Annotated in this window: 22 protein-coding genes and 1 pseudogene; 20 read left to right on the top strand and 3 right to left on the bottom strand. The window is 61.9% G+C overall.

Translation table 11 applies throughout. The features are described from left to right. The 8 genes from AC07SI_RS07120 to AC07SI_RS07085 all read left to right on the top strand — a co-directional run bounded on the left by AC07SI_RS07120 (position 1) and on the right by AC07SI_RS07085 (position 8,797). Positions 1 to 702, top strand: coding sequence for an SPOR domain-containing protein (locus AC07SI_RS07120; protein ID WP_065899905.1), 702 nt, complete (start codon positions 1 to 3; stop codon positions 700 to 702). 259 nt (positions 703 to 961) lie between these two features. Beyond that, positions 962 to 1,492 carry an ATP-dependent protease subunit HslV gene (gene hslV / locus AC07SI_RS07115; protein WP_010563201.1) on the top strand — a complete coding sequence of 177 codons (531 nt, stop codon included), beginning with the start codon at positions 962 to 964 and terminating at the stop codon, positions 1,490 to 1,492. Between the two features lie 37 nt (positions 1,493 to 1,529). After that, positions 1,530 to 2,867 carry an ATP-dependent protease ATPase subunit HslU gene (hslU, locus tag AC07SI_RS07110; protein WP_106805378.1) on the top strand — a complete coding sequence of 446 codons (1,338 nt, stop codon included), beginning with the start codon at positions 1,530 to 1,532 and terminating at the stop codon, positions 2,865 to 2,867. Between the two features lie 184 nt (positions 2,868 to 3,051). After that, a complete protein-coding gene (locus tag AC07SI_RS07105) occupies positions 3,052 to 3,429 on the top strand; it encodes a gamma-butyrobetaine hydroxylase family protein (protein ID WP_065899901.1) in 378 nt (125 codons plus the stop codon). Positions 3,430 to 3,678: 249 nt separating this feature from the next. Beyond that, entirely contained in the window at positions 3,679 to 5,358 is a 1,680-nt protein-coding gene (phaC, locus tag AC07SI_RS07100) for a class II poly(R)-hydroxyalkanoic acid synthase (RefSeq protein ID WP_106805380.1), read from the top strand. A gap of 174 nt (positions 5,359 to 5,532) precedes the next feature. Continuing rightward, entirely contained in the window at positions 5,533 to 6,378 is an 846-nt protein-coding gene (gene phaZ / locus AC07SI_RS07095; protein WP_065899897.1) for a poly(3-hydroxyalkanoate) depolymerase, read from the top strand. A gap of 88 nt (positions 6,379 to 6,466) precedes the next feature. Beyond that, positions 6,467 to 8,149 (top strand): class II poly(R)-hydroxyalkanoic acid synthase, encoded by a 1,683-nt coding sequence (gene phaC / locus AC07SI_RS07090; RefSeq protein WP_065899895.1) that lies wholly within the window; start codon positions 6,467 to 6,469, stop codon positions 8,147 to 8,149. A gap of 27 nt (positions 8,150 to 8,176) precedes the next feature. Next, complete coding sequence (locus AC07SI_RS07085) at positions 8,177 to 8,797, top strand: TetR/AcrR family transcriptional regulator (RefSeq protein ID WP_065899893.1); 621 nt, start codon at positions 8,177 to 8,179, stop codon at positions 8,795 to 8,797. A gap of 58 nt (positions 8,798 to 8,855) precedes the next feature. Here the strand turns inward: AC07SI_RS07085 and AC07SI_RS07080 are convergent, their stop codons facing one another. From AC07SI_RS07080 to AC07SI_RS07070, 3 genes are all read right to left on the bottom strand, one after another. Next, positions 8,856 to 9,881 (bottom strand): phasin family protein, encoded by a 1,026-nt coding sequence (locus tag AC07SI_RS07080; RefSeq protein WP_106805381.1) that lies wholly within the window; start codon positions 9,879 to 9,881, stop codon positions 8,856 to 8,858. Positions 9,882 to 9,893: 12 nt separating this feature from the next. Continuing rightward, positions 9,894 to 10,316 carry a phasin family protein gene (locus tag AC07SI_RS07075; RefSeq protein ID WP_065899891.1) on the bottom strand — a complete coding sequence of 141 codons (423 nt, stop codon included), beginning with the start codon at positions 10,314 to 10,316 and terminating at the stop codon, positions 9,894 to 9,896. 105 nt (positions 10,317 to 10,421) lie between these two features. After that, positions 10,422 to 10,697 carry a polyhydroxyalkanoic acid system family protein gene (locus tag AC07SI_RS07070; RefSeq protein WP_065899890.1) on the bottom strand — a complete coding sequence of 92 codons (276 nt, stop codon included), beginning with the start codon at positions 10,695 to 10,697 and terminating at the stop codon, positions 10,422 to 10,424. Positions 10,698 to 10,841: 144 nt separating this feature from the next. On the opposite strand from AC07SI_RS07070, the gene ubiE reads away from it, so the two are divergent. The 12 genes and pseudogenes from ubiE (at position 10,842) to AC07SI_RS07010 (ending at position 21,136) form a co-directional block, all read left to right on the top strand. Next, on the top strand, positions 10,842 to 11,612 hold the full coding sequence (gene ubiE, locus AC07SI_RS07065; RefSeq protein ID WP_003171186.1) for a bifunctional demethylmenaquinone methyltransferase/2-methoxy-6-polyprenyl-1,4-benzoquinol methylase UbiE: 771 nt from the start codon (positions 10,842 to 10,844) through the stop codon (positions 11,610 to 11,612). Continuing rightward, the gene (locus AC07SI_RS07060; protein WP_201143378.1) at positions 11,612 to 12,235 is read left to right on the top strand and encodes a ubiquinone biosynthesis accessory factor UbiJ; all 624 of its coding nucleotides are present in this window, start codon (positions 11,612 to 11,614) and stop codon (positions 12,233 to 12,235) included. The genes ubiE and AC07SI_RS07060 overlap by 1 nt, the downstream gene beginning before the upstream one ends. Beyond that, positions 12,232 to 13,836, top strand: a complete 1,605-nt coding sequence (ubiB, locus tag AC07SI_RS07055; RefSeq protein WP_065899888.1) for a ubiquinone biosynthesis regulatory protein kinase UbiB — start codon at positions 12,232 to 12,234, stop codon at positions 13,834 to 13,836. Before AC07SI_RS07060 ends, ubiB begins: the two co-directional genes overlap by 4 nt. A gap of 41 nt (positions 13,837 to 13,877) precedes the next feature. Continuing rightward, entirely contained in the window at positions 13,878 to 14,270 is a 393-nt protein-coding gene (hisI, locus tag AC07SI_RS07050; RefSeq protein ID WP_065899886.1) for a phosphoribosyl-AMP cyclohydrolase, read from the top strand. Between the two features lie 2 nt (positions 14,271 to 14,272). After that, positions 14,273 to 14,605 (top strand): phosphoribosyl-ATP diphosphatase, encoded by a 333-nt coding sequence (locus tag AC07SI_RS07045; protein WP_065899885.1) that lies wholly within the window; start codon positions 14,273 to 14,275, stop codon positions 14,603 to 14,605. A 25-nt stretch (positions 14,606 to 14,630) separates the two neighbouring features. Then, positions 14,631 to 14,909 (top strand): twin-arginine translocase TatA/TatE family subunit, encoded by a 279-nt coding sequence (locus AC07SI_RS07040; RefSeq protein WP_012721795.1) that lies wholly within the window; start codon positions 14,631 to 14,633, stop codon positions 14,907 to 14,909. Between the two features lie 10 nt (positions 14,910 to 14,919). Continuing rightward, positions 14,920 to 15,351, top strand: a complete 432-nt coding sequence (tatB, locus tag AC07SI_RS07035) for a Sec-independent protein translocase protein TatB (protein ID WP_106805383.1) — start codon at positions 14,920 to 14,922, stop codon at positions 15,349 to 15,351. Continuing rightward, a complete protein-coding gene (gene tatC / locus AC07SI_RS07030) occupies positions 15,348 to 16,139 on the top strand; it encodes a twin-arginine translocase subunit TatC (RefSeq protein WP_065899881.1) in 792 nt (263 codons plus the stop codon). The genes tatB and tatC overlap by 4 nt, the downstream gene beginning before the upstream one ends. Continuing rightward, positions 16,136 to 16,843: a 16S rRNA (uracil(1498)-N(3))-methyltransferase gene (locus tag AC07SI_RS07025; protein ID WP_065899879.1), complete on the top strand. Its 708-nt coding sequence runs from the start codon at positions 16,136 to 16,138 to the stop codon at positions 16,841 to 16,843. The genes tatC and AC07SI_RS07025 overlap by 4 nt, the downstream gene beginning before the upstream one ends. Before the next feature lie 303 nt (positions 16,844 to 17,146). Then, a pseudogene (locus tag AC07SI_RS07020) lies at positions 17,147 to 18,157 on the top strand (methyl-accepting chemotaxis protein); the annotation flags it as partial. A 33-nt stretch (positions 18,158 to 18,190) separates the two neighbouring features. Continuing rightward, positions 18,191 to 19,063, top strand: a complete 873-nt coding sequence (locus AC07SI_RS07015; protein ID WP_410017410.1) for a methyl-accepting chemotaxis protein — start codon at positions 18,191 to 18,193, stop codon at positions 19,061 to 19,063. 165 nt (positions 19,064 to 19,228) lie between these two features. Then, positions 19,229 to 21,136: a methyl-accepting chemotaxis protein gene (locus AC07SI_RS07010; RefSeq protein ID WP_495005432.1), complete on the top strand. Its 1,908-nt coding sequence runs from the start codon at positions 19,229 to 19,231 to the stop codon at positions 21,134 to 21,136. Positions 21,137 to 21,138 lie beyond the last annotated feature (2 nt).

Here is a 21,138-nt window from a genome sequence, read left to right as displayed (position 1 = left end):
TTGGCTGCCAAGAAAAAACCTGCACCCAAGCGCGGCGCGAGCCGCTACCAGGCACCGGCGAAGAAGCCTATTCCAGGCTGGTTGTGGATGGCCATCGGCCTGGCGGTCGGCGCGTTTGTGGTGATTCTGATGAAGCTGGAGCCGGGCAAGGGCGATGACGTCAAACGCGTCAAGCAGGAGCAGCAGAAGGCCACCAAAATCGCCGAAGCCAACAAGACTGCGCCGAGCCCGACTGCACCGGTGAAGCCGAAGTACGACTTCTACACGCTGCTGCCGGAATCGGAAGTGATCGTGCCGCCCGACGCCGTGCCGGAGAAAACCCTGCCGACGCCGCAAGTGCCGACCACCCCGGTAACGCCTGCGGAAGCGGCGAAAATCGACACCGCACGGGCCCAGGCGGCGCTGGCCGGGATCACCCCACCACCAGCCCCGCCGGTTGCAGAGACCAAGGCGGCGCCGGTGACCAAATTCTTCCTGCAGGCGGGCTCGTTCCCGAAACAGGCGGATGCGGATCGTGTGCGTGCGCAGATCATCCTGCTCGGCCAGACGGTGACGGTGGAGTCCGGCACGGTCAAGGACGCGACCTGGTATCGCGTCCTGGTAGGGCCGTTCAGCAACCGCGAACAGCTGACCGTCGCACAGAAACAACTGGCCGGCGCCGGGTTTAGCAACCTGTTGTTACAACAACGCCAGAGCCGCTGAATCTGAGAACACAGTAGGGCCCATGTGGGAGCTGGCTTGCCGGCGATGGCGGTATCACAGTCAATATTTTCAGTGACTGGCACACCACCATCGCAGGCAAGCCCGCTCCCACATTTGGTTTTGGGGTGCGCTTAAAAAATGTGTCAGACCGATAAACACCACTCGTCCGCCTTAAACCCCTACGGTTGAAATCCCCCCCGCCACCCCCATATGAGTTTCCATCAGGGCATTTTCGCCCCGCTGCGTGGAGACTCTCCCCTTGACCACCATCGTTTCAGTACGTCGCCACGGCAAAGTCGTCATGGGCGGCGACGGCCAGGTTTCCCTTGGCAACACCGTGATGAAAGGCAACGCGAAAAAAGTCCGTCGCCTGTACCACGGCCAGGTTCTCGCGGGCTTTGCCGGCGCTACCGCCGACGCCTTCACCCTTTTCGAACGTTTCGAAGGCCAGCTTGAAAAACATCAGGGCCACCTCGTGCGCGCTGCTGTCGAGCTTGCCAAAGAATGGCGCACCGACCGCTCCCTCAGCCGCCTGGAAGCCATGCTGGCAGTCGCCAACAAAGACGCGTCCCTGATCATCACCGGTAACGGCGATGTGGTTGAGCCCGAACACGGCCTGATCGCCATGGGTTCCGGTGGTGGCTACGCACAAGCGGCTGCCAGCGCACTGTTGAAGAAAACCGACCTGTCGGCCCGCGAAATCGTCGAGACTGCCTTGGGCATTGCCGGCGACATCTGCGTGTTCACCAACCACAACTTCACCATTGAGGAGCAGGACCTCGCCGAGTAAGCCGTAGGCTTATTCCTGCTTGAGGCCGCCAAACACTATGTCCATGACTCCCCGCGAAATCGTCCATGAACTCAATCGCCATATCATCGGCCAGGACGATGCCAAGCGCGCCGTTGCCATTGCGCTGCGTAATCGCTGGCGCCGGATGCAACTGCCCGAAGAACTGCGCGTTGAAGTAACCCCCAAGAACATCCTGATGATCGGCCCGACCGGCGTGGGCAAGACCGAGATCGCCCGACGCCTGGCCAAGCTGGCCAACGCGCCGTTCATCAAGGTCGAGGCCACCAAGTTCACCGAAGTGGGCTATGTGGGCCGCGACGTCGAGTCGATCATTCGTGACCTGGCCGACGCCGCGCTGAAGCTGCTGCGCGAACAGGAAATGACCAAGGTCAGCCACCGCGCCGAAGACGCCGCCGAAGAGCGCATCCTCGACGCCCTGCTGCCACCGGCGCGCATGGGCTTCAACGAAGACGCCGCACCGGCCTCGGATTCCAACACCCGCCAGCTGTTCCGCAAGCGCCTGCGTGAAGGCCAGCTGGACGACAAGGAAATCGAGATCGAAGTCGCCGAAGTTTCCGGCGTCGACATCTCCGCACCGCCTGGCATGGAAGAAATGACCAGCCAGTTGCAGAACCTGTTCGCCAACATGGGCAAGGGCAAGAAGAAAAGCCGCAAGCTCAAGGTGAAGGAAGCACTGAAGCTGGTGCGCGACGAAGAAGCCGGGCGCCTGGTGAACGAGGAAGAGCTCAAGGCCAAGGCCCTGGAAGCGGTCGAGCAGCACGGCATCGTGTTTATCGATGAGATCGACAAGGTGGCCAAGCGCGGCAACGCCGGCGGCGTCGATGTGTCCCGTGAAGGCGTGCAGCGCGATCTGCTGCCGCTGATCGAAGGTTGCACCGTGAACACCAAGCTGGGCATGGTCAAGACCGACCACATCCTGTTTATCGCCTCCGGTGCGTTCCACCTGAGCAAGCCCAGCGACCTGGTACCCGAGCTGCAAGGCCGGCTGCCGATTCGCGTCGAGCTCAAGGCGCTGACCCCGGGCGACTTCGAGCGCATCCTCAGCGAGCCGCACGCGTCGCTGACCGAGCAGTACCGTGAGCTGCTGAAAACCGAAGGCCTGGGCATCGAGTTCCTGCCGGACGGCATCAAGCGCCTGGCGGAGATTGCCTGGCAGGTCAACGAGAAGACCGAGAACATCGGTGCCCGTCGCCTGCACACCCTGCTGGAGCGCCTGCTTGAGGAAGTGTCCTTCAGCGCGGGTGACATGGCGGGCGCGCAGAATGGCGAATCGATCAAGATCGACGCGGACTACGTCAACAGCCACTTGGGCGAATTGGCGCAGAACGAAGACCTGTCTCGTTATATCCTGTAAGCCTTACATCGGACCAGCTTGTGTGAGCGCTGGCTTTTGTGGGAGCCGGGCTTGCCCGCGATGGGATCGCCGCGTAGTGCCAGAAGCACCGCGGTGATGCTATCGCCGGCAAGCCAGCTCCCACACAAGCCCAGCTACCACATTGATCCGGTTCCTTCAGGATCATCTCTGAGCGGTTCCCCAAATGACCAAACTGCCTACCGCCATCAACCTGCACAAAACCTCCAACACCCTCGGCCTCACCTATGGGCCAGACGAGGTCTACCAGTTGCCCGCCGAACTGCTGCGGGTGCACTCGCCGTCTGCCGAGGTCCAGGGCCACGGCAAACCCATCCTGCAATTCGGCAAACTCAATGTACGCTTGACCAAGATCGAACCCGCCGGCCAATACGCACTGAAATTGACCTTCGACGACGGGCATGACAGCGGTTTGTTCACCTGGGACTACCTCTACCAACTGGCCGTGCGTCAGGACGCGCTGTGGGCCGATTATCTCGTCGAGCTCAAGGCTGCCGGCAAAACCCGCGATCCGAGTGAATCGGTCGTGCGCCTGATGCTCTAGCCCAGGCTTCTTGCTCTTTAGAGGGCATTTTCTAATTTCATCTGCTTGAATGCCCTGTCGCGTGGCCAATGATTGGCCCGCTTGCGAAAAAAATTAAACTCGGGTAACCAATGGAACTGGCAAGTTCCCTGCATTTGACGATGCGGTATCAACGGTCACCCGAGTCGCAGTACCTGGCTTGTGTTGTGTATCGAAACCTGGTGCGCAGCGGTACCCGGTACTCGTCTTTCGGACAATGGAGCGTCGTAGATGAGTAACAAGAATAACGATGACTTGAAACGCCAGGCCTCGGAAAACACCTTGGGGCTCAACCCGATCATCGCGTTACGAAAAAAGGATTTACTCGCCTCGGCGAAGATGGTGCTGACCCAAGCCATCAAGCAACCGTTGCACAGCGTCAAGCATGTGGCCCACTTCGGCGTCGAATTGAAGAACGTGATGTTCGGCAAATCGCAGCTGCAGCCCGAGAGCGACGACCGTCGCTTCAATGATCCGGCCTGGACCCAGAACCCGCTCTATAAACGCTACCTGCAGACCTACCTGGCGTGGCGCAAGGAACTGCACGAGTGGATCGGCGACAGCAACCTGTCGGAACAGGACATCAGCCGCGGCCACTTCGTGATCAACCTGATGACCGAAGCCATGGCCCCCACCAACAGCGCGGCCAACCCCGCAGCGGTCAAGCGCTTCTTTGAAACCGGCGGCAAGAGCCTGCTCGATGGCCTGTCCCACCTGGCCAAGGACATGGTGCACAACGGCGGCATGCCGAGCCAGGTCAACATGGGTGCCTTCGAAGTAGGCAAGACCCTGGGCACCACCGAAGGCGCCGTGGTGTTTCGCAACGACGTGCTGGAGCTGATCCAGTACAAGCCGACCACCGAGCAGGTGCACGAGCGCCCATTGCTGGTGGTGCCGCCGCAGATCAACAAATTCTATGTGTTCGACCTGAGCCCGGATAAAAGCCTGGCGCGCTTCTGCCTGCGCAATGGTCAGCAGACGTTTATCGTCAGCTGGCGCAACCCGACCAAGGCGCAGCGCGAGTGGGGCCTGTCGACCTATATCGAAGCACTGAAAGAAGCCGTCGATGTGGTCACCGCGATCACCGGCAGCAAAGACATCAACATGCTCGGCGCCTGTTCCGGCGGCATCACCTGCACCGCGCTGCTGGGCCACTACGCGGCGCTGGGCGAGAAGAAGGTCAACGCCCTGACCCTGCTGGTGAGTGTGCTGGACACCACGCTGGACACCCAGGTGGCGCTGTTCGTCGACGAGCAGACCCTTGAAGCGGCCAAGCGCCACTCCTACCAGGCCGGCGTGCTGGAAGGCCGCGACATGGCCAAGGTATTCGCCTGGATGCGCCCCAACGACCTGATCTGGAATTATTGGGTGAACAACTACCTGCTCGGCAACGAGCCGCCGGTGTTCGACATCCTGTTCTGGAACAACGACACCACGCGCTTGCCGGCGGCCTTCCACGGCGACCTGATCGAACTGTTCAAGAACAACCCACTGGTGCGCGCCAATGCACTGGAAGTGTGCGGCACGCCGATCGACCTCAAGCAGGTCACCGCCGATATCTATTCACTGGCCGGTACCAACGACCACATCACGCCCTGGCAGTCCTGCTACAAGTCGGCGCAGCTGTTTGGCGGCAAGGTCGAGTTTGTGTTGTCCAGCAGCGGGCACATCCAGAGCATCCTCAACCCGCCGGGCAACCCCAAGGCGCGCTACCAGACCAGCGATGGCTTGGCGGGCAAGGCGCTGGAATGGCAGGAGAATGCCACCAAGCACACCGATTCCTGGTGGCTGCATTGGCAGGCCTGGCAGGCGGAGCGGGCGGGGAAACTGAAGAAGGCACCGACAACTTTGGGTAATAAAACTTACGCCGCAGCTGAGGCTGCGCCGGGGACATACGTTCACGAACGCTAAACGAACCACCGTTTTGTAGCTGGAATGCGCTCAAATGTGGGAGCGGGCTTGCTCGCGAATGCGCTAGATCAGTCACTATTTACTCGACTGATACACCGCTTTCGCGAGCAAGCCCGCTCCCACACTGACCGAATTCCGACAGGGAAATAGTGCGCCACTTCGCAGGGTAAGCCCATGCCGCAACCGTTCATCTTCCGCACCATCGACCTGGATGGCCAGACCATCCGCACGGCGGTGCGCCCGGGCAAGCCGCACTTGACGCCGTTGCTGATCTTCAACGGCATCGGCGCCAACCTTGAGTTGGTGTTTCCGTTCGTCCAGGCCCTGGACCCTGACCTTGAAGTGATCGCCTTCGACGTGCCGGGCGTGGGCGGTTCCTCGACGCCCAGCCGGCCGTACCGGTTTCCTGGTTTGGCCAAGCTCACGGCGCGCATGCTCGATTACCTGGATTACGGCCAGGTCAACGCGGTGGGCGTGTCCTGGGGCGGCGCGCTGGCGCAGCAGTTTGCCTATGACTACCCGGAGCGCTGCAAGAAGCTGATCCTGGCCGCCACCGCCGCCGGCGCCTTTATGGTGCCGGGCAAACCCAAGGTGCTGTGGCTGATGGCGAGCCCACGGCGCTATATCCAGCCCTCTCATGTGGTGCGCATTGCGCCGATGATCTATGGCGGCTCGTTCCGCCGCGACTCGAAACTGGCCGCCGAACACGCCAGCAAAGTGCGCTCGGCCGGCAAGCTCGGCTACTACTGGCAGCTGTTCGCGGGGCTTGGCTGGACCAGCATTCATTGGCTGCACAAGATCCGCCAGCCTACCCTGGTGCTGGCCGGGGACGACGACCCGCTGATCCCGCTGGTCAACATGCGCATGCTGGCCTGGCGCATTCCCAACGCGCAGTTGCACATCATCGATGACGGCCATCTGTTCCTGATCACCCGCGCGGAAGCCGTGGCTCCGATCATCATGAAGTTTCTCGAGGAGGAGCGTCTGCGGGCGGTGATTCACCCGCGACCGGCGGTGTAAGGACTGCGCCGCCGCGCAACTTGCCGAGAACCGGCTATGGTTCTGAATTGGCGTGCCTGTTGATGGCTTGACGAAGGAGTGTTGGCTCATGCGAGAAAGACCCGTGACGAACCCGGCGCCCACCCCCGCTGCGTTCATCAACGCGCAAAATGCGATCACCGGCCTGCGCGGCCGGGATCTGCTCTCGACCCTGCGCAGCGTCGCCGCCCATGGCTTGCGCAACCCGGTGCATACCGCCCGTCACGCGCTCGCGCTGGGCGGTCAACTGGGCCGCGTACTGCTGGGGGAAACGGTGCACGAGCCCAATCCCCGCGACAGCCGCTTTGTCGACCCGACCTGGGCCCTCAACCCCTTCTACCGGCGCAGCCTGCAAGCCTATCTGAGCTGGCAGAAACAGACCCGCCACTGGATCGATGACAGCACCTTGAGCGCCGATGACCGCGCCCGTGCGCATTTTGCCTTCGCCCTGATCAACGACGCCGTCTCGCCGTCCAACACTCTGCTCAACCCGCTGGCCATCAAGGAGCTGCTCAACTCCGGCGGCAACAGCGTGGTGCGCGGCGTGAGCAACCTGTTCGACGACCTGCTGCACAACCACGGCCTGCCACGCCAGGTGAGCAAGCAGGCCTTCGAGGTCGGCAAGACCGTGGCCACCACGCCGGGCTCGGTAGTGTTTCGCAACGAGCTGCTGGAGCTGATCCAGTACAAGCCCATGAGCGAAAAGCAGTACGCCAAGCCGCTGCTGATCGTGCCGCCGCAAATCAACAAGTACTACATTTTCGACCTGAGCCCGGCCAACAGTTTTGTGCAGTACGCGCTGAAGAACGGCCTGCAGACGTTCATCGTCAGTTGGCGCAACCCGGACGTACGCCATCGCGAATGGGGCCTTTCCACCTATGTGGCCGCGCTGGAAGAAGCGCTCAACGTGTGCCGGGCGATCACCGGTGCCCGCGAAGTCAACCTGATGGGCGCCTGCGCCGGCGGCCTGACCATCGCGGCCCTGCAAGGCCATCTGCAAGCCAAGCGCCAGCTGCGGCGCATCTCCAGTGCCAGTTACCTGGTGAGCCTGCTGGACAGCCAGATCGACAGCCCCGCCACGCTGTTTGTCGACGAGCAAACCCTGGAGGCGGCCAAGCGCCGCTCCTACCAGCAAGGCGTGCTCGACGGCCGCGACATGGCGCGCGTGTTCGCCTGGATGCGTCCCAATGACCTGATCTGGAATTACTGGATCAACAATTACCTGCTGGGCAAGGAGCCACCGGCGTTCGACATCCTGTACTGGAACAATGACAACACGCGCCTGCCCGCCGCACTGCATGGCGACCTGCTGGACTTCTTCAAGCACAACCCGTTGAGCCATCCGGGCGGCCTGGAGGTGTGCGGCACGCCCATCGACTTACAGAAGGTCACGGTGGACAGCTTCAGCGTCGCCGGGATCAACGACCACATCACGCCGTGGGACGCGGTGTACCGCTCCACCCAACTGCTGGGCGGCGAGCGGCGCTTCGTGCTGTCCAACAGCGGGCATATCCAGAGCATCCTCAACCCGCCGGGCAACCCCAAGGCCAACTACGTCGAAAACCCCAAGCTGAGCAGCGACCCGCGTGCCTGGTACTACGACGCCGATCACGTCGAAGGCAGCTGGTGGCCACAGTGGCTGACCTGGATCCAGCAACGCTCGGGCGTACAGCGCGAAACCCTCACCGCCCTGGGCAACCAGAACTATCCACCGATGGAAGCGGCGCCAGGCACTTACGTGCGGGTGCGCTGAGCTCAACGATCACATTAAGAAGACTGGATGAAGACCCGCGACCGTATCCTTGAATGTGCCCTGCAGTTGTTCAACCAGAAGGGCGAACCGAACGTGTCGACCATGGAGGTGGCCAATGAAATGGGGATCAGCCCCGGCAACCTCTACTACCACTTCCATGGCAAGGAGCCGCTGGTGCTCGGGCTGTTCGAGCGCTTCCAGAACGAGCTGGCGCCGCTGCTCGACCCACCGGCAGATGCGCAACTGGAGGCCCAGGATTACTGGCTGTTCCTGCACCTGATCGTCGAGCGCATGGCGCACTACCGTTTTTTGTTCCAGGACCTGTCGAACCTGGCCGGCCGCCTGCCGAAGCTGGCCAAGGGGATTCGTGGCCTGTTGACTGCACTCAAGCGCACCCTGGCGTCATTGCTGGCGCGGTTGAAGACGGCGGGGCAACTGGTCAGCGATACCCAGGCACTGGGGCAACTGGTGGAGCAGATCACCCTGACCCTGCTGTTCTCCCTGGACTACCAGCGCATTCTCGACCGCGACGGCGAAGTGCGGGTGGTGGTGTACCAGATCATGATGCTGGTGGCGCCGCACTTGATGTTGCCGGCACGCCAGGCGACCGAGCGATTGGCCCTCAAATACCTGGATCACACCGATTAGAAATGAAAAAAAACGCCCGACCTCTGTAGGCCGAGCGTTTTTTTGTGTCCTGTAGAAATCAGGACTGACTGGATGGCGTCGGGGTTACCGGCGTTGCAGTCGGGGTGACAGCAGCGGGCGTCGGTGCGGAAACCGAGTTGGCTGAGGACGCGGTTGGCGTTGGCGCGGTGGCAGGCTTGGCCGCTACGGCGGGTTTGGCCGCTGCGGGTTTTTTCGCTGCAGCGGGCTTCTTCGCGGCGGCGGGTTTTGCCGCAGGCTTGGCGGCGGCCGGTTTGGCAGCAGCGGGCTTGGCAGCCGGTTTCGCGGCAGCTGGCTTGGCGGCTGGCTTGGCGGCAGGTTTGGCTGCTGCGGTTTTCGCTGCCGGCTTGGCGGCCGGTTTTGCTGCTGCTTTGGCGGCAGGCTTGGCAGCCGGTTTGGCCGCTGGCTTGGCTGCAGCTTTAGCCGCTACAGGTTTAGCCGCAGGCTTGGCGGCCGGTTTGGCCGCGGCGGTCTTGGCTGCAGGCTTGGCGGCGGGTTTCGCCGCGGCTTTTGCAGGGGCCTTGGCCGCAGGTTTGGCAGCCGGCTTGGCGGCAGCTTTCACCAGAGGCTTGGCAGCGGTCTTGGCGGCCGGTTTGGCAGCAGCAGTTTTGGCCGCTGGCTTGGCAGCCGGTTTCGCCGCAGCGGTTTTAACCGGAGCCACTTTGGCGCCCGTGAGTTTTTCGATTTGCTTGGTCAGGGTATCGACCTTGGTGTGCAGGGCCTTCACTTCAGTACGGCTAGGCACGCCCAGTCGCGAGATGGCTTTGTTGAGGCGAGTATCCAGTGCCCCTTCAAGCTCGCTCCAAGTACCCAGTACCTGTTTCTTCGCATCACTGATGCGTGAACCGGCAGTCGCCTTGGCGGCATTAACTTGTTTACCGACTGTGCTCTTGGTCAACTTCTCGGCCTTTTCGCCGTCCTTGACCAAAGTCTCGAAGAGTTTACTGCCGTCACTGTCGATCTTCGAGTAAACGCCTAAACCAGCCAGCCAGATCTTGCGGGAATATTCTTCAACTTTCCCGACCCACGAGCTGCCTTCTTTCTGAGTAGTCTTTTTAACAGCCATCCCGATGTCTCCTTAGTGTTTACGCGCGACACGTTCGAGCAATGCCGTCAGCTCTTCGAGCTTAGCAGAGAGTGTCTCCACGTCATGTTTAGACGCAATGCCGATTCGATTCAAGGCACTGGCGACACGAGTATCAAAAGCTTTTTCAACTTTATCCAGCTGAACTTCTACCAGACCTTTGACCGCGGAGACATTACTCTTTACTTGATCAATCTGACTGTTGGCAGCATCAAGTTGTTCAACTGCAACTTTTTTGCCTTTACTTTCAACATGTTGACCAGTCTTAACCAGCTCTTTGAAGTAGTCGCTACCCTCGCTTCCGACCTTGGCGTAGGCACCAAGACCCGCCAGCCAAATCTTGCGGGCATAGGTTTTAACGTCACTCAGGGCAGTGGTCTGGGCGTCGATTTTTTTCTTCAGAATAACTTTGGCCATGGTGCACCTCACGCGAAAAAGGGGGGAGGAACGGCCCACAGGAGTTGAGGGCTTGGGCACAAAGTAGGCTGGAAAATTAGAATCGGCACCCTAAGTACACGCGGATCAGGCCAAGGCTTTATCCAGGGCTTTCTCGATTTCGGATTTGATCGTGCCACTCATGGCCGACATCAACAGCCCCAGTTCCACATCAATACGCAGTGAATCATCAGCGACGACTACCGTGCCTTTAACCCCCGAACGCTTGAGGTTCAAGGTATCGCCGGACCACGACGGCTCGAGGCCATATTGCTCCTGGAGTTTGTGCGCCAACTTGTCGGCCTTTGCCCGTGCGCCTTCTTTACCCAGGGAATGTGCACGTTCAACGGTTATACGGGCCATTGCAATGACTCCTCTTTATAGGGATTTGAATACCTTCGATGCGGCAAAAGGTCTCGGTGACCGCCCATCTTACCTGCAGCCTTGCCAAGACAAAGCAGGCCTTGGGGATTATCATGTCCCGCATTCTCTTTTGGTGACAGCGATATGACTGATCAGCGCAAAGGCAGCGATGCCGAACCCACCACTCACTTCGGCTTCAAGAACGTCCCGGAAAGCCAGAAAGCGGAAAAAGTCGCTGAGGTGTTCCACTCCGTAGCGGCCAAGTACGACCTGATGAACGACGTGCTCTCCGGCGGTATGCACCGCCTGTGGAAACGCTTCACCATCGAGCTGTCGGGTGTTCGCACCGGCAACCGCGTGCTGGATATCGCCGGCGGCACGGGCGACCTGGCAGCCAAGTTCTCCAAGCTGGTTGGCCCGACCGGCCAGGTGGTCCTGGCGGACATCAACGGTTCGATGCTCAAGGTCGGCCGTGACCGCCTGCTCGACAAGGGCGTGGCCGGCAATATCGAATTCGTCCAGGCCGACGCGGAAAAACTGCCGTTCCCCGACAACCATTTCGACTGCGTGACCATCGCATTCGGCCTGCGTAACGTGACCCACAAGGAAGACGCGATCCGCTCGATGCTGCGCGTCCTCAAGCCGGGCGGCCGCCTGTTGGTCCTGGAGTTCTCCAAGCCGACCAATGCGCTGATGTCGAAGGTCTACGACACCTACTCGTTCGCCTTCATGCCGCTGATGGGCAAGCTGATCACCAATGACGCCGAGAGCTACCGCTACCTGGCCGAATCGATCCGCATGCACCCCGACCAGGAAACCCTGAAGTCGATGATGGTAGAGGCCGGTTTCGACCGCGTGACCTACCACAACATGACCTCGGGCATCGTCGCCCTGCACCGCGGCATCAAGCCCTGATGTTGTTCGCGGGCCTCCTCGCCAGCGTAGAGCACGGCCTCAACCGTGTGCTGCGCCTGGACAGCACCGCCCTGGCGCGGCTGGCGCACTTGACCGGCAAGGTGATTGCCGTCGACTGCCGCAGCCCCGCCTTGCAGCTGTTTATCCTGCCCAGCGATGAAGGCCTGCTGCTCGCGACCCAATGGGCCGCCGAGGCCGACTGCACCCTGCGTGCGCCGGCCTCGAGCCTGTTGCACCTGGCGCTCAGTCGCAACAAGACCGCCATCCTGCACAGCCCCGAAGTGGAGCTGGAAGGCGACAGCGCGGTGCTGATGGACCTGGCCGCCGTGCTGCAGGACCTGGAGCTGGACTGGGAATACGAGCTGTCCCGCTGGATCGGCCCCGTGGCCACCCAACTGATCAGCGGACACCTGCGCAGCCGCTCGCGCTGGTACCAGCAGGGGTTTGCCAGCCTCAATCAGAACCTCGCCGAATACCTGAGCGAAGAATCGCGCACCCTGGTCGGAGAACGGGAAGCGCAAGCGCGCTTTCGTGAACTCGACAAGGCCAAAATCGACCTGGAACGCCTCGAGGCCCGCTTCGAGCGCCTGAGCCGTTCCCTTGATCCAAGCGATAACGCATGAAGCTGCTCGCCGTCCGCCGTTTGTTTCGTATCCAGCGCGTCGTAATCCGCTACCGCCTCGATGACCTGCTGTTCGCCCTGCCTCTGCCCTGGTTCCTGCTCGCGGTGCGCTATGTGCTGCCGTGGCGCTGGTTCCCGCGCAAACAGCTGGAGCTGAGCCGTGGCGCGCGCCTGCGCCTGGCGCTGCAGGACCTGGGGCCGATCTTCATCAAGTTCGGGCAGATTCTGTCGACCCGCCGCGACCTGCTGCCGGAAGACATCGCCGACGAACTGATGCTGTTGCAGGACCGCGTACCGCCGTTTGATTCCCAGCAGTCGATGAAGCTCATCGAAGACCAACTGGGCAAGAAGATCAGCGAGGTGTTCAGCCGCTTCGACGTCGAGCCCCTGGCTTCGGCGTCGGTGGCGCAGGTGCACGCGGCGCAGCTCAAGACCGGCGAAGAAGTGGTGGTGAAGGTAATTCGTCCGGGCCTCAAGCCGATCATCGGCCAGGACCTGGCGTGGCTGTTCATCCTCGCCCGCGCCGCCGAGCGTTTCTCGGCGGATGCACGCCTGCTGCACCCGGTGGACGTGGTAGCCGACTACGAAAAAACCATCTACGACGAACTCGACCTGTTGCGCGAGGCGGCCAACGCCAGCCAGCTCAAACGCAACTTCGAAGGCTCGCCGTTGCTCTATGTGCCACAAGTGTATTGGGACTGGTGCCGCCCGAAAGTGCTGGTGATGGAGCGCATCTACGGCGTGCAGGTCACTGACCTCGCCACCCTCGCCGACCAGCGTACCGACATGAAGATGCTCGCCGAGCGCGGCGTGGAGATCTTCTTCACCCAGGTGTTCCGCGACAGCTTCTTCCACGCCGACATGCACCCGGGCAACATCTTCGTCAGCACCGTCAACCCGTGGAGCCCGCAATACATTGCGATCGACTGCGGCATCGTCGGCAGCCTGACCCCGGAAGACCAGGACTACCTGGCGCGCAACCTGTTCGCCTTCTTCAAGCGTGACTACCGCCGTGTGGCGCAGTTGCACATCGACTCAGGCTGGGTGCCGGCAGAAACCAAGCTGAATGAATTCGAAGCGGCGATCCGCACCGTGTGCGAGCCGATCTTCGAAAAACCATTAAAAGATATTTCCTTCGGCCAGGTGCTGATGCGCCTGTTCCAGACCGCGCGCCGCTTCAATATGGAAGTGCAGCCACAACTGGTGCTGCTGCAGAAGACCTTGCTGAACATCGAAGGCCTGGGCCGCCAGCTCTACCCGGACCTCGACTTGTGGAACACCGCGCAGCCGTTCCTCGAACGCTGGATGCGCGAGCGCGTCAGCCCGAAAACCTTGCTGGGCAACCTGCACAGCCAGATGGAACAGCTGCCGCACCTGGCCAACATGACCCGCGACCTGCTGGAGCGCATGTCCCAGCCCCATGCCAAGGACCCGGCGCCGCCATGGCAGAAGCGCAAGGACGACTGGTTCCTGCGCCTGCTCGGCGCAGCGCACCTGGTGGGTGGCGTGATGCTGGCCATCGGCGGGCCGCTGAACCAATTGGGCCACTGGCCGGCCGGCATCATGGTCGCCGTGGGTGTTTATCTGATCGTGCGTCGATAGCCAATCCGGTTATACACTGTCGCAAATTGCCGGAGCCGAACATGAAAGACTGGCTGGACGAGATCAAGTGGGACAGTGACGGCCTGGTGCCGGCCATTGCCCAGGACTACAAGACCGGGCGCGTCCTGATGATGGCCTGGATGAACCGCGAGGCGCTGAGCCTGACTGCCGCTGAGCAGCGTGCCATCTACTGGTCACGCTCACGTGGCAAACTGTGGCGCAAGGGCGAAGAGTCCGGGCATGTGCAGACCCTGCACGAGATGCGCATCGACTGCGACGCCGACGTGGTGATCCTGATGGTCGAGCAGATCGGCGACATCGCCTGCCACACCGGCCGTCACAGCTGCTTCTATCGCGTGTTCGAGAACGGCGAATGGAAGGTTGTCGAGCCGGTGCTCAAAGACCCGCACGCCATCTACTCCGCAGGACACTGAACATGAGCGATACCCTGAACCGTGTGGCCCAGGTGCTGGAAGACCGCAAAGGCGCGGATGCCGACAGCTCCTATGTCGCCAGCCTGTACCACAAGGGCTTGAACAAGATTCTGGAAAAACTCGGCGAAGAATCCATCGAGACCATCATCGCCGCCAAGGACGCCCAGGTCAGCGGCGACTGCAGTGATGTGATCTACGAAACCGCCGACTTGTGGTTCCACAGCCTGGTCATGCTCGCCCAACTGGGGCAGCATCCACAGGCAGTGCTGGATGAACTGGACCGTCGCTTCGGCTTGTCCGGGCATGCCGAAAAGGCCTCGCGCCCGTCCGCCTGAATAACTTTTACAGAGGAATTGCAGCATGGGCATTTTTGACTGGAAACACTGGATCGTCATTCTGGTGGTGGTGGTACTGGTGTTCGGCACCAAGAAACTGAAAAACCTCGGCACCGACGTGGGCGAGTCGATCAAGGGCTTTCGCAAAGCCATGAACGACGATGAGAAGCCGGCCGACCCGGTCGTCAACCCGGTGCCTCCGGCCCAGCCTGTGCACCCACAGGCCACCCAGCCGATCACCGAGCGTCGTACCTTCGACGTGCAGGCTGAAAAAGTCGAAGAGCCGACCCGCAAAGACTCGTGAGCACTGACTAATGTTTGGTATCAGCTTCTCTGAACTGCTCCTCGTCGGCCTGGTTGCCTTGCTGGTACTCGGGCCGGAACGCCTGCCCGGTGCCGCACGCACGGCGGGCCTGTGGATCGGGCGCCTGAAACGCAGTTTCAACGCCATCAAACAGGAAGTTGAACGGGAAATCGGCGCCGACGAGATCCGTCGCCAGTTGCACAACGAACATATCCTGTCGTTGGAGCAGGAAGCGCGCAAAATCCTGTCTCCGGTGCAGGAACCCGCCAAACCGGCGGAGCCTGTGGTGGAACACAGTATCGCGCCGCCCGCCGCGGCCGAGCCTGCACCCGTGGTGGAACCGACCCCGGCACCGAGCGTTCCCGCCCCGACAGAGCCAGCGCCGACGCCCGTTGCGTCGCCCGCTCCCCATGACCCTACATTGCCGCCGCGAGCCCCATGAGCGCTGATAAACCGGAAAACGACCAGCACATGCCGCTGGTCTCGCACCTCACCGAGTTGCGTACCCGCCTGCTGCGTTGCGTAGCGGCCATCTTCATCATCTTTGCCGGGCTGTTCGCCTTCACCCAGCAGATCTACACCTTCGTCTCCACGCCCTTGCGCCAGTACCTGCCGGCCGGCGCGACGATGATCGCCACCGACGTCTCGTCGCCGTTCCTCACGCCGCTGAAGCTGACCATGATGGTCTCGCTGTTCCTGGCCATCCCGGTGATCCTGCACCAGATCTGGGGCTTTATCGCGCCGGGGCTGTACAAGCACGAGAAACGCATCGCCGTGCCGCTGCTGGTGTCGAGCATCCTGCTGTTCTACACCGGCATGGCGTTCGCCTACTTCCTGGTGTTCCCGCTGATCTTCAAGTTCTTCGCTGCCGCCACCCCGGCCGGCGTGGAGATGATGACCGACATCACCAGCTACCTCGACTTCGTGATGACGCTGTTCTTCGCCTTCGGCGTGGCCTTCGAAATCCCGGTGGCGGTGGTGCTGCTGGTGTGGATCGGCGTGGTCGACGTGAAGTACCTGAAGAAAATCCGCCCGTACGTGATCATCGGCTGCTTCGTGGTCGGCATGATCCTCACGCCGCCGGACATTTTCTCCCAGACCCTGCTCGCCGTGCCGATGTGGATGCTGTTCGAGATCGGCATCCTGTTCAGCGCCTTGATCAGCAAGCGCGGCGAACATCCGGATGACCAACCCGCCGACGACGACCAGCCGCCAGCGACCCAGCCGTGAACCTGCTGCTGCTCGAAGAGGCCGACTTCATCGCGGCCGACCGCGTCATCTTGCGTGATCGGCGCCTGGTGCATATGCAGGACGTCCACCGCGCGGCGGTCGGCGACAACTTGCGTGTCGGCCGCATTGGCGGGCTGATGGGCAATGCGCAACTGCAACGCCTTGAAGCACACGAAGCCGAGCTGCAAGTGAGCTTCGACCTGCCGCCCCCGGCCAAACTGCCGCTGACCCTGCTGCTGGCCCTGCCGCGCCCGAAGATGCTGCGTCGGGTGCTGCAGACCGTGGCAGCCATGGGCGTGCCCAAGGTGGTGCTGGTCAACAGCTATCGGGTCGAAAAGAGTTTCTGGCAAACCCCGTTCCTGGAACCCGAGGCGATCCGCGAGCAACTGATCCTCGGCCTTGAACAGGCGCGCGACACCGTGCTGCCCGAGATCATCATCGAGAAGCGCTTCAAACCCTTCGTCGAAGACCGCCTGCCGGCCATGACCGAGGGCACCCTGGGCCTGATCGGCCATCCGGGCGATCACCCGGCGTGCCCGCGCGGGCTGGATACGCCGGTGACCCTGGCCATTGGCCCGGAAGGTGGCTGGATACCCTATGAAGTGGACCTGCTGAGCAAGGCCGGAATGCAGCCAGTCCAGCTGGGCGCGCGCATCCTGCGGGTCGAAACCGCCGTCACCGCCCTGCTCGCCCGCTTGTTCTGATCCCCCACTTGTTGCGGATGAAGGTGTTTCAGGGGCGATCTGGCAAACCTGCCAGCTGAGACAGGTGAAATTTTTATGGCTGGCAGGCTTTTTGTGGTGAGCGGGCTTGCCCCGCGTTGGGCTGCGAAGCGGCCCCAAACCCACCACTCATAAACACCTGACCCACCGCACTCTGCTGGATTGGCCCTGCTGCACAGTCCAACACAGGGCAAGCCCGCCACAACCCCTTTCGCCTACAGAATCTTCCCGCCCTGCCGATAACCCCTGGATAAGTCCAAGCCTTGTTCCAGGGGAGATCGCAGCATGTATCGTTGGTTAGCCGAAAAGCTGGGGAATGTGAGCGTCAACCGCAAGCTGGGCATAGGTTTTGGCCTGGTGTTGATCCTGACCCTGTTGATCACGTTCACCGGCTGGACCGGGCTGGGCGAGGTGATCAGCCGTGGTGACAAGCTGGGCTTCATCTCCAGCCTCACCGGGCTGACCAAAGACCTGCGCCTGGCGCGCCTGGACTTCGAAACCCGCCGTGGCGAACAGGGCACCGGCGCGGTCAATGACCTGATCACACAGCTGGAAAACGGCCTGAAAACTGCTGAGTCCCTGATCGAGCAACCCGACGACAAGGCCCTGGTCGAGCAACAACTGGACGCCTTGAACCAATACAAAAAAGCCTTCGGCGCCATGGTCCAGGCCGGTCTAAAGCGTGAAGGCGCTCGTAGCAAACTCGGCGACACCGCCGACAACGCCGTCGCCAAGATCAACGAAGTCGAAAAAACCCTGCTGCAAGGGGACAGCGTCACCCAGTTCAATCGTGTGGTCGACCTGAGCAAGCTGATCCAGCAATCACGCTTCCAGGTGCGCGGCTACACCTACAGCGGAAAAGTCGAGGCCGAACAGCCGGCGCTGGATGCCATCGACAACGCCCTGAAGAAAATCACCGAACTCGAAGGCCAACTGCCGGCCGAGTTCCAGGCCAACCTGCAAGAGGCCAGCGTTTCGCTGCAAGCCTACCGCGCGGCCGTCAGCCAGTACCGTGACTCCCAGGTCGCCAGTGCCGCGGCCCTGGCAATCATGAACACCCAGGGCGATGTGCTGCTGGGTCATAGCGAAAAACTCACGGCTTCCCAGACAGTGGTGCGCGATACCGACGCAGCGCAGGCCAAACAGTTGTTGCTGCTGGCCACCGCACTGGCGCTGATCTTCGGCGTCGTCGCGGCCTGGGCCATCACGCGCCAGATCGTCATTCCGCTGAACCAGACCCTTAAAGTCGCCGAGCGCGTAGCCTCCGGCGACCTGAGCCACAACCTCACTTCCCTGCGCAAGGACGAGCTGGGCCAGTTGCAACGCGCCATGCAAAGCATGACCGTAGGCCTGCGCGAACTGATCGGCGGCATCAGCGACGGCGTCACCCAGATCGCCAGCGCCGCCGAGCAGTTGTCGGCCGTGACGGAACAGACCAGCGCCGGCGTCAACAGCCAGAAAGTCGAGACCGACCAAGTCGCCACCGCCATGAATGAAATGGCTGCCACGGTGCAGGAAGTGGCGCGCAACGCCGAAGAAGCTTCCGAGGCCGCTGTAGCCGCCGACCAACAAGCCCGTGAAGGCGACAAGGTCGTCGGCGAAGCCATCGCCCAGATCGAACGCCTGGCCACCGAGGTCGGTAACTCCACCGAGGCCATGGGCCATCTGCAGCGCGAAAGCGACAAGATCGGCAGCGTGCTTGATGTGATCAAGTCCGTGGCCCAGCAAACCAACCTGCTGGCCCTCAACGCGGCGATCGAGGCCGCGCGGGCCGGTGAAGCCGGCCGCGGCTTCGCGGTAGTGGCCGATGAAGTGCGCAGCCTGGCCCAGCGCACCCAGAAGTCCACCGAGGAGATCGAGGAGCTGATTGTCGGCCTGCAAAGCGGCACCCAGCAGGTAGCGAACATCATGGACAACAGCCGTGGCCTCACCGACAGCAGCGTCGAGCTGACCCGCCGGGCCGGCAGCGCCCTGGGCAGCATCACCCGCACGGTATCGACCATCCAGGCGATGAACTCGCAGATCGCCACCGCCGCCGAGCAGCAAAGCGCCGTGGCCGAAGAGATCAACCGCAGCGTGCTCAATGTGCGCGACATCTCCGAACAGACCGCTGCGGCCAGCGAAGAAACCGCTGCGTCGAGCACCGAACTGGCGCGCCTGGGCACGCACCTGCAAGCGCTGGTCAGCCGCTTCCGCGTCTGATGCCCGCCCCGCGTGGCGACCTGTCCTGGGTCGCCGCGCATACCCTGTGAAATTTCCTACGCACTTATCAGCCCCGCCGTCGCGCCCCGAGAACTAGCGTTCAGTCAGTTCAATGTGCTTGCGCACCTCAAGAACGCCCGTTGTTCTCTTGTCGGAGGGGTCACCATGTTTGCTCGAATGACGCACCTGTTGGGTGACGCCAGCGTCACCCTCAAGCTGGTCCTGGGATTCTCGCTGGTCCTGGCCCTGAGCCTGGTGATTGCCGTCACCGGCTGGCAGGCCCTGGCCGCCTCGCTCTATCGATCACAAACGCTGACGATACTTGCGCAACTGGCGGTGACTGGCGAGGAACTGCGCGCCGACAGAATTGTTTATCGCACCCTCGACGATACCAACAGCCTGAATAAATTGAGTGTCAGCATGGGCAAAGTCGACGATCTGCTGGTGGAGCTTTCCGGCCGACTGAAAATACCCAAACCCATCGAATACCTGCAGGAAATGACGCGCATTTCAGCGTCGTTCAAAACCATACTCAAGGACGTGCCCCTGCTGGTTGAAAAGCGCGAGGGCGCCCGTGAACAGCTGAAACAAAGCTCATCGCGAACCGGCGACGTCCTGGCACAACTGGCCAGCGACCTGCCTGACCAGGAGGACGCAAAAGCCCTGGATGCCATCGAAGACCTGCGCCAGGCCATCGAGCAGGCCGAAGATCGCGCGCAGAGCCCCGCGTGGGCCGCCAGTTCGCTGGAGGCCTACGCGCAGGCGATCGGTGACGCAGAGCGCAGCCTGGAAACCGCCCAGGCCGCCGTGGCGAAACTGCCGGTGGACGGCAACCTGCTGAAAAATACCGTGCTCGGCACCCGCACTTACCTCACGCGTCTCAAGGACACCCAACTGACCACGGAAAATACGCAAACCCAACTGGAGCAACAGCTGGATCAACTGCTCGCGCAGAGCGACCTATTGAGCCAGGACCAGACCCACAGGCGCGACAGTGAGGCCGAGCAAGCCCGCACCCAGATGCTGGGGGTTACCGCTGCCGCGTTGCTCCTCGGTGTCCTGGCCGCCTGGGTGATTGCCGGGCAAATCGTCAAGCCGCTGCGCAAGGCACTGGACGTCGCCCATCGCATTGCCGAGGGCGACCTGAGCCACGACATACAGACCAGGCGCCGGGACGAACTGGGCCAGTTGCAACGCAGCATGGCGCAAATGACCCTGAACCTGCGCGGGCTGATTGGCAATATCAGCGATAACGCCCGGCAAATCGCCAGTGCTGCCGAGGAGCTGGCGGCCATCACCGTGCAAACCCGTGCCGGGGTCAGTCATCAGCGCGATGAAACCGAGCAGGTCGCGACAGCCATGAACCAGATGCTGGCCACTGCCCAGGAGGTGGCGCGCCACGCCGAGCAGGCGTCCATCGCCGCAGCCGAAGCCAATCAACAAGCGGAATTGGGCGATCAGGTGGTGACGGATGCCGTCGCGCAGATTGAACACCTGGCCCATGAGATGGCGCGCTCAAGCCAGGCCATGCTGGCGCTGCAACACGAGAGTCAGAAGATCGGCAGCGTGCTGGAGGTGATCAAGTCCGTGTCACAGCAGACCAACCTGCTGGCGCTCAACGCCGCGATAGAAGCCGCACGCGCTGGCGAAGCTGGCCGCGGCTTTGCGGTGGTTGCCGATGAGGTCCGCAGCCTGGCGCAGCGGACCCAACAGTCTGCCGAGGAAATCGAGGGGCTGATCGGGGGCTTGCACAGCGGCACGCAACAAGTGGCCGACATCATGGACTACAGCCGCACCCTGACCGACAACAGCGTCACCCTGACGCGCAACGCCGGGGATGCCCTGACCGAGATCGCCCGCACCGTGGCAGTCATTCAGGAGATGAACCCGCAGATCGCCGCAGCCGCTGAAGAGCAAAGTGCAGTCGCCGAGGAGATCAATCGAAGTGTCTTGAAAGTCCGCGACGCCTCGGAACAGACCGCCACCGCCAGTGAGCAGACGGCGGCGGCGAGTCTTGAGCTGGCGCGGCTGGGAACGGATCTGCAACAGTGTGTGGGGCGGTTCAAAGTCTGAGC

Source organism: Pseudomonas sp. GW821-FHT05D12, from assembly GCF_059419825.1.
This window is presented reverse-complemented; position numbering and strand designations above follow the sequence as displayed.

Bases quoted from the DNA above. Each gene is read 5' to 3' on its own strand.
- AC07SI_RS07015 (WP_410017410.1), top strand. From the start codon at position 18,191: ATGCAAAGCATGACCGTAGGCCTGCGCGAACTGATCGGCGGCATCAGC.
- AC07SI_RS07045 (WP_065899885.1), top strand. From the start codon at position 14,273: ATGAGCGATACCCTGAACCGTGTGGCCCAGGTGCTGGAAGACCGCAAA.
- hslU (WP_106805378.1), top strand. From the start codon at position 1,530: ATGTCCATGACTCCCCGCGAAATCGTCCATGAACTCAATCGCCATATC.
- ubiE (WP_003171186.1), top strand. From the start codon at position 10,842: ATGACTGATCAGCGCAAAGGCAGCGATGCCGAACCCACCACTCACTTC.
- tatC (WP_065899881.1), top strand. From the start codon at position 15,348: ATGAGCGCTGATAAACCGGAAAACGACCAGCACATGCCGCTGGTCTCG.
- ubiB (WP_065899888.1), top strand. From the start codon at position 12,232: ATGAAGCTGCTCGCCGTCCGCCGTTTGTTTCGTATCCAGCGCGTCGTA.
- AC07SI_RS07010 (WP_495005432.1), top strand. From the start codon at position 19,229: ATGTTTGCTCGAATGACGCACCTGTTGGGTGACGCCAGCGTCACCCTC.
- phaC (WP_065899895.1), top strand. From the start codon at position 6,467: ATGCGAGAAAGACCCGTGACGAACCCGGCGCCCACCCCCGCTGCGTTC.
- AC07SI_RS07070 (WP_065899890.1), bottom strand. From the start codon at position 10,697: ATGGCCCGTATAACCGTTGAACGTGCACATTCCCTGGGTAAAGAAGGC.
- AC07SI_RS07040 (WP_012721795.1), top strand. From the start codon at position 14,631: ATGGGCATTTTTGACTGGAAACACTGGATCGTCATTCTGGTGGTGGTG.
- phaZ (WP_065899897.1), top strand. From the start codon at position 5,533: ATGCCGCAACCGTTCATCTTCCGCACCATCGACCTGGATGGCCAGACC.
- tatB (WP_106805383.1), top strand. From the start codon at position 14,920: ATGTTTGGTATCAGCTTCTCTGAACTGCTCCTCGTCGGCCTGGTTGCC.
- AC07SI_RS07075 (WP_065899891.1), bottom strand. From the start codon at position 10,316: ATGGCCAAAGTTATTCTGAAGAAAAAAATCGACGCCCAGACCACTGCC.
- phaC (WP_106805380.1), top strand. From the start codon at position 3,679: ATGAGTAACAAGAATAACGATGACTTGAAACGCCAGGCCTCGGAAAAC.
- AC07SI_RS07085 (WP_065899893.1), top strand. From the start codon at position 8,177: ATGAAGACCCGCGACCGTATCCTTGAATGTGCCCTGCAGTTGTTCAAC.
- AC07SI_RS07105 (WP_065899901.1), top strand. From the start codon at position 3,052: ATGACCAAACTGCCTACCGCCATCAACCTGCACAAAACCTCCAACACC.
- AC07SI_RS07060 (WP_201143378.1), top strand. From the start codon at position 11,612: ATGTTGTTCGCGGGCCTCCTCGCCAGCGTAGAGCACGGCCTCAACCGT.
- AC07SI_RS07080 (WP_106805381.1), bottom strand. From the start codon at position 9,881: ATGGCTGTTAAAAAGACTACTCAGAAAGAAGGCAGCTCGTGGGTCGGG.
- hisI (WP_065899886.1), top strand. From the start codon at position 13,878: ATGAAAGACTGGCTGGACGAGATCAAGTGGGACAGTGACGGCCTGGTG.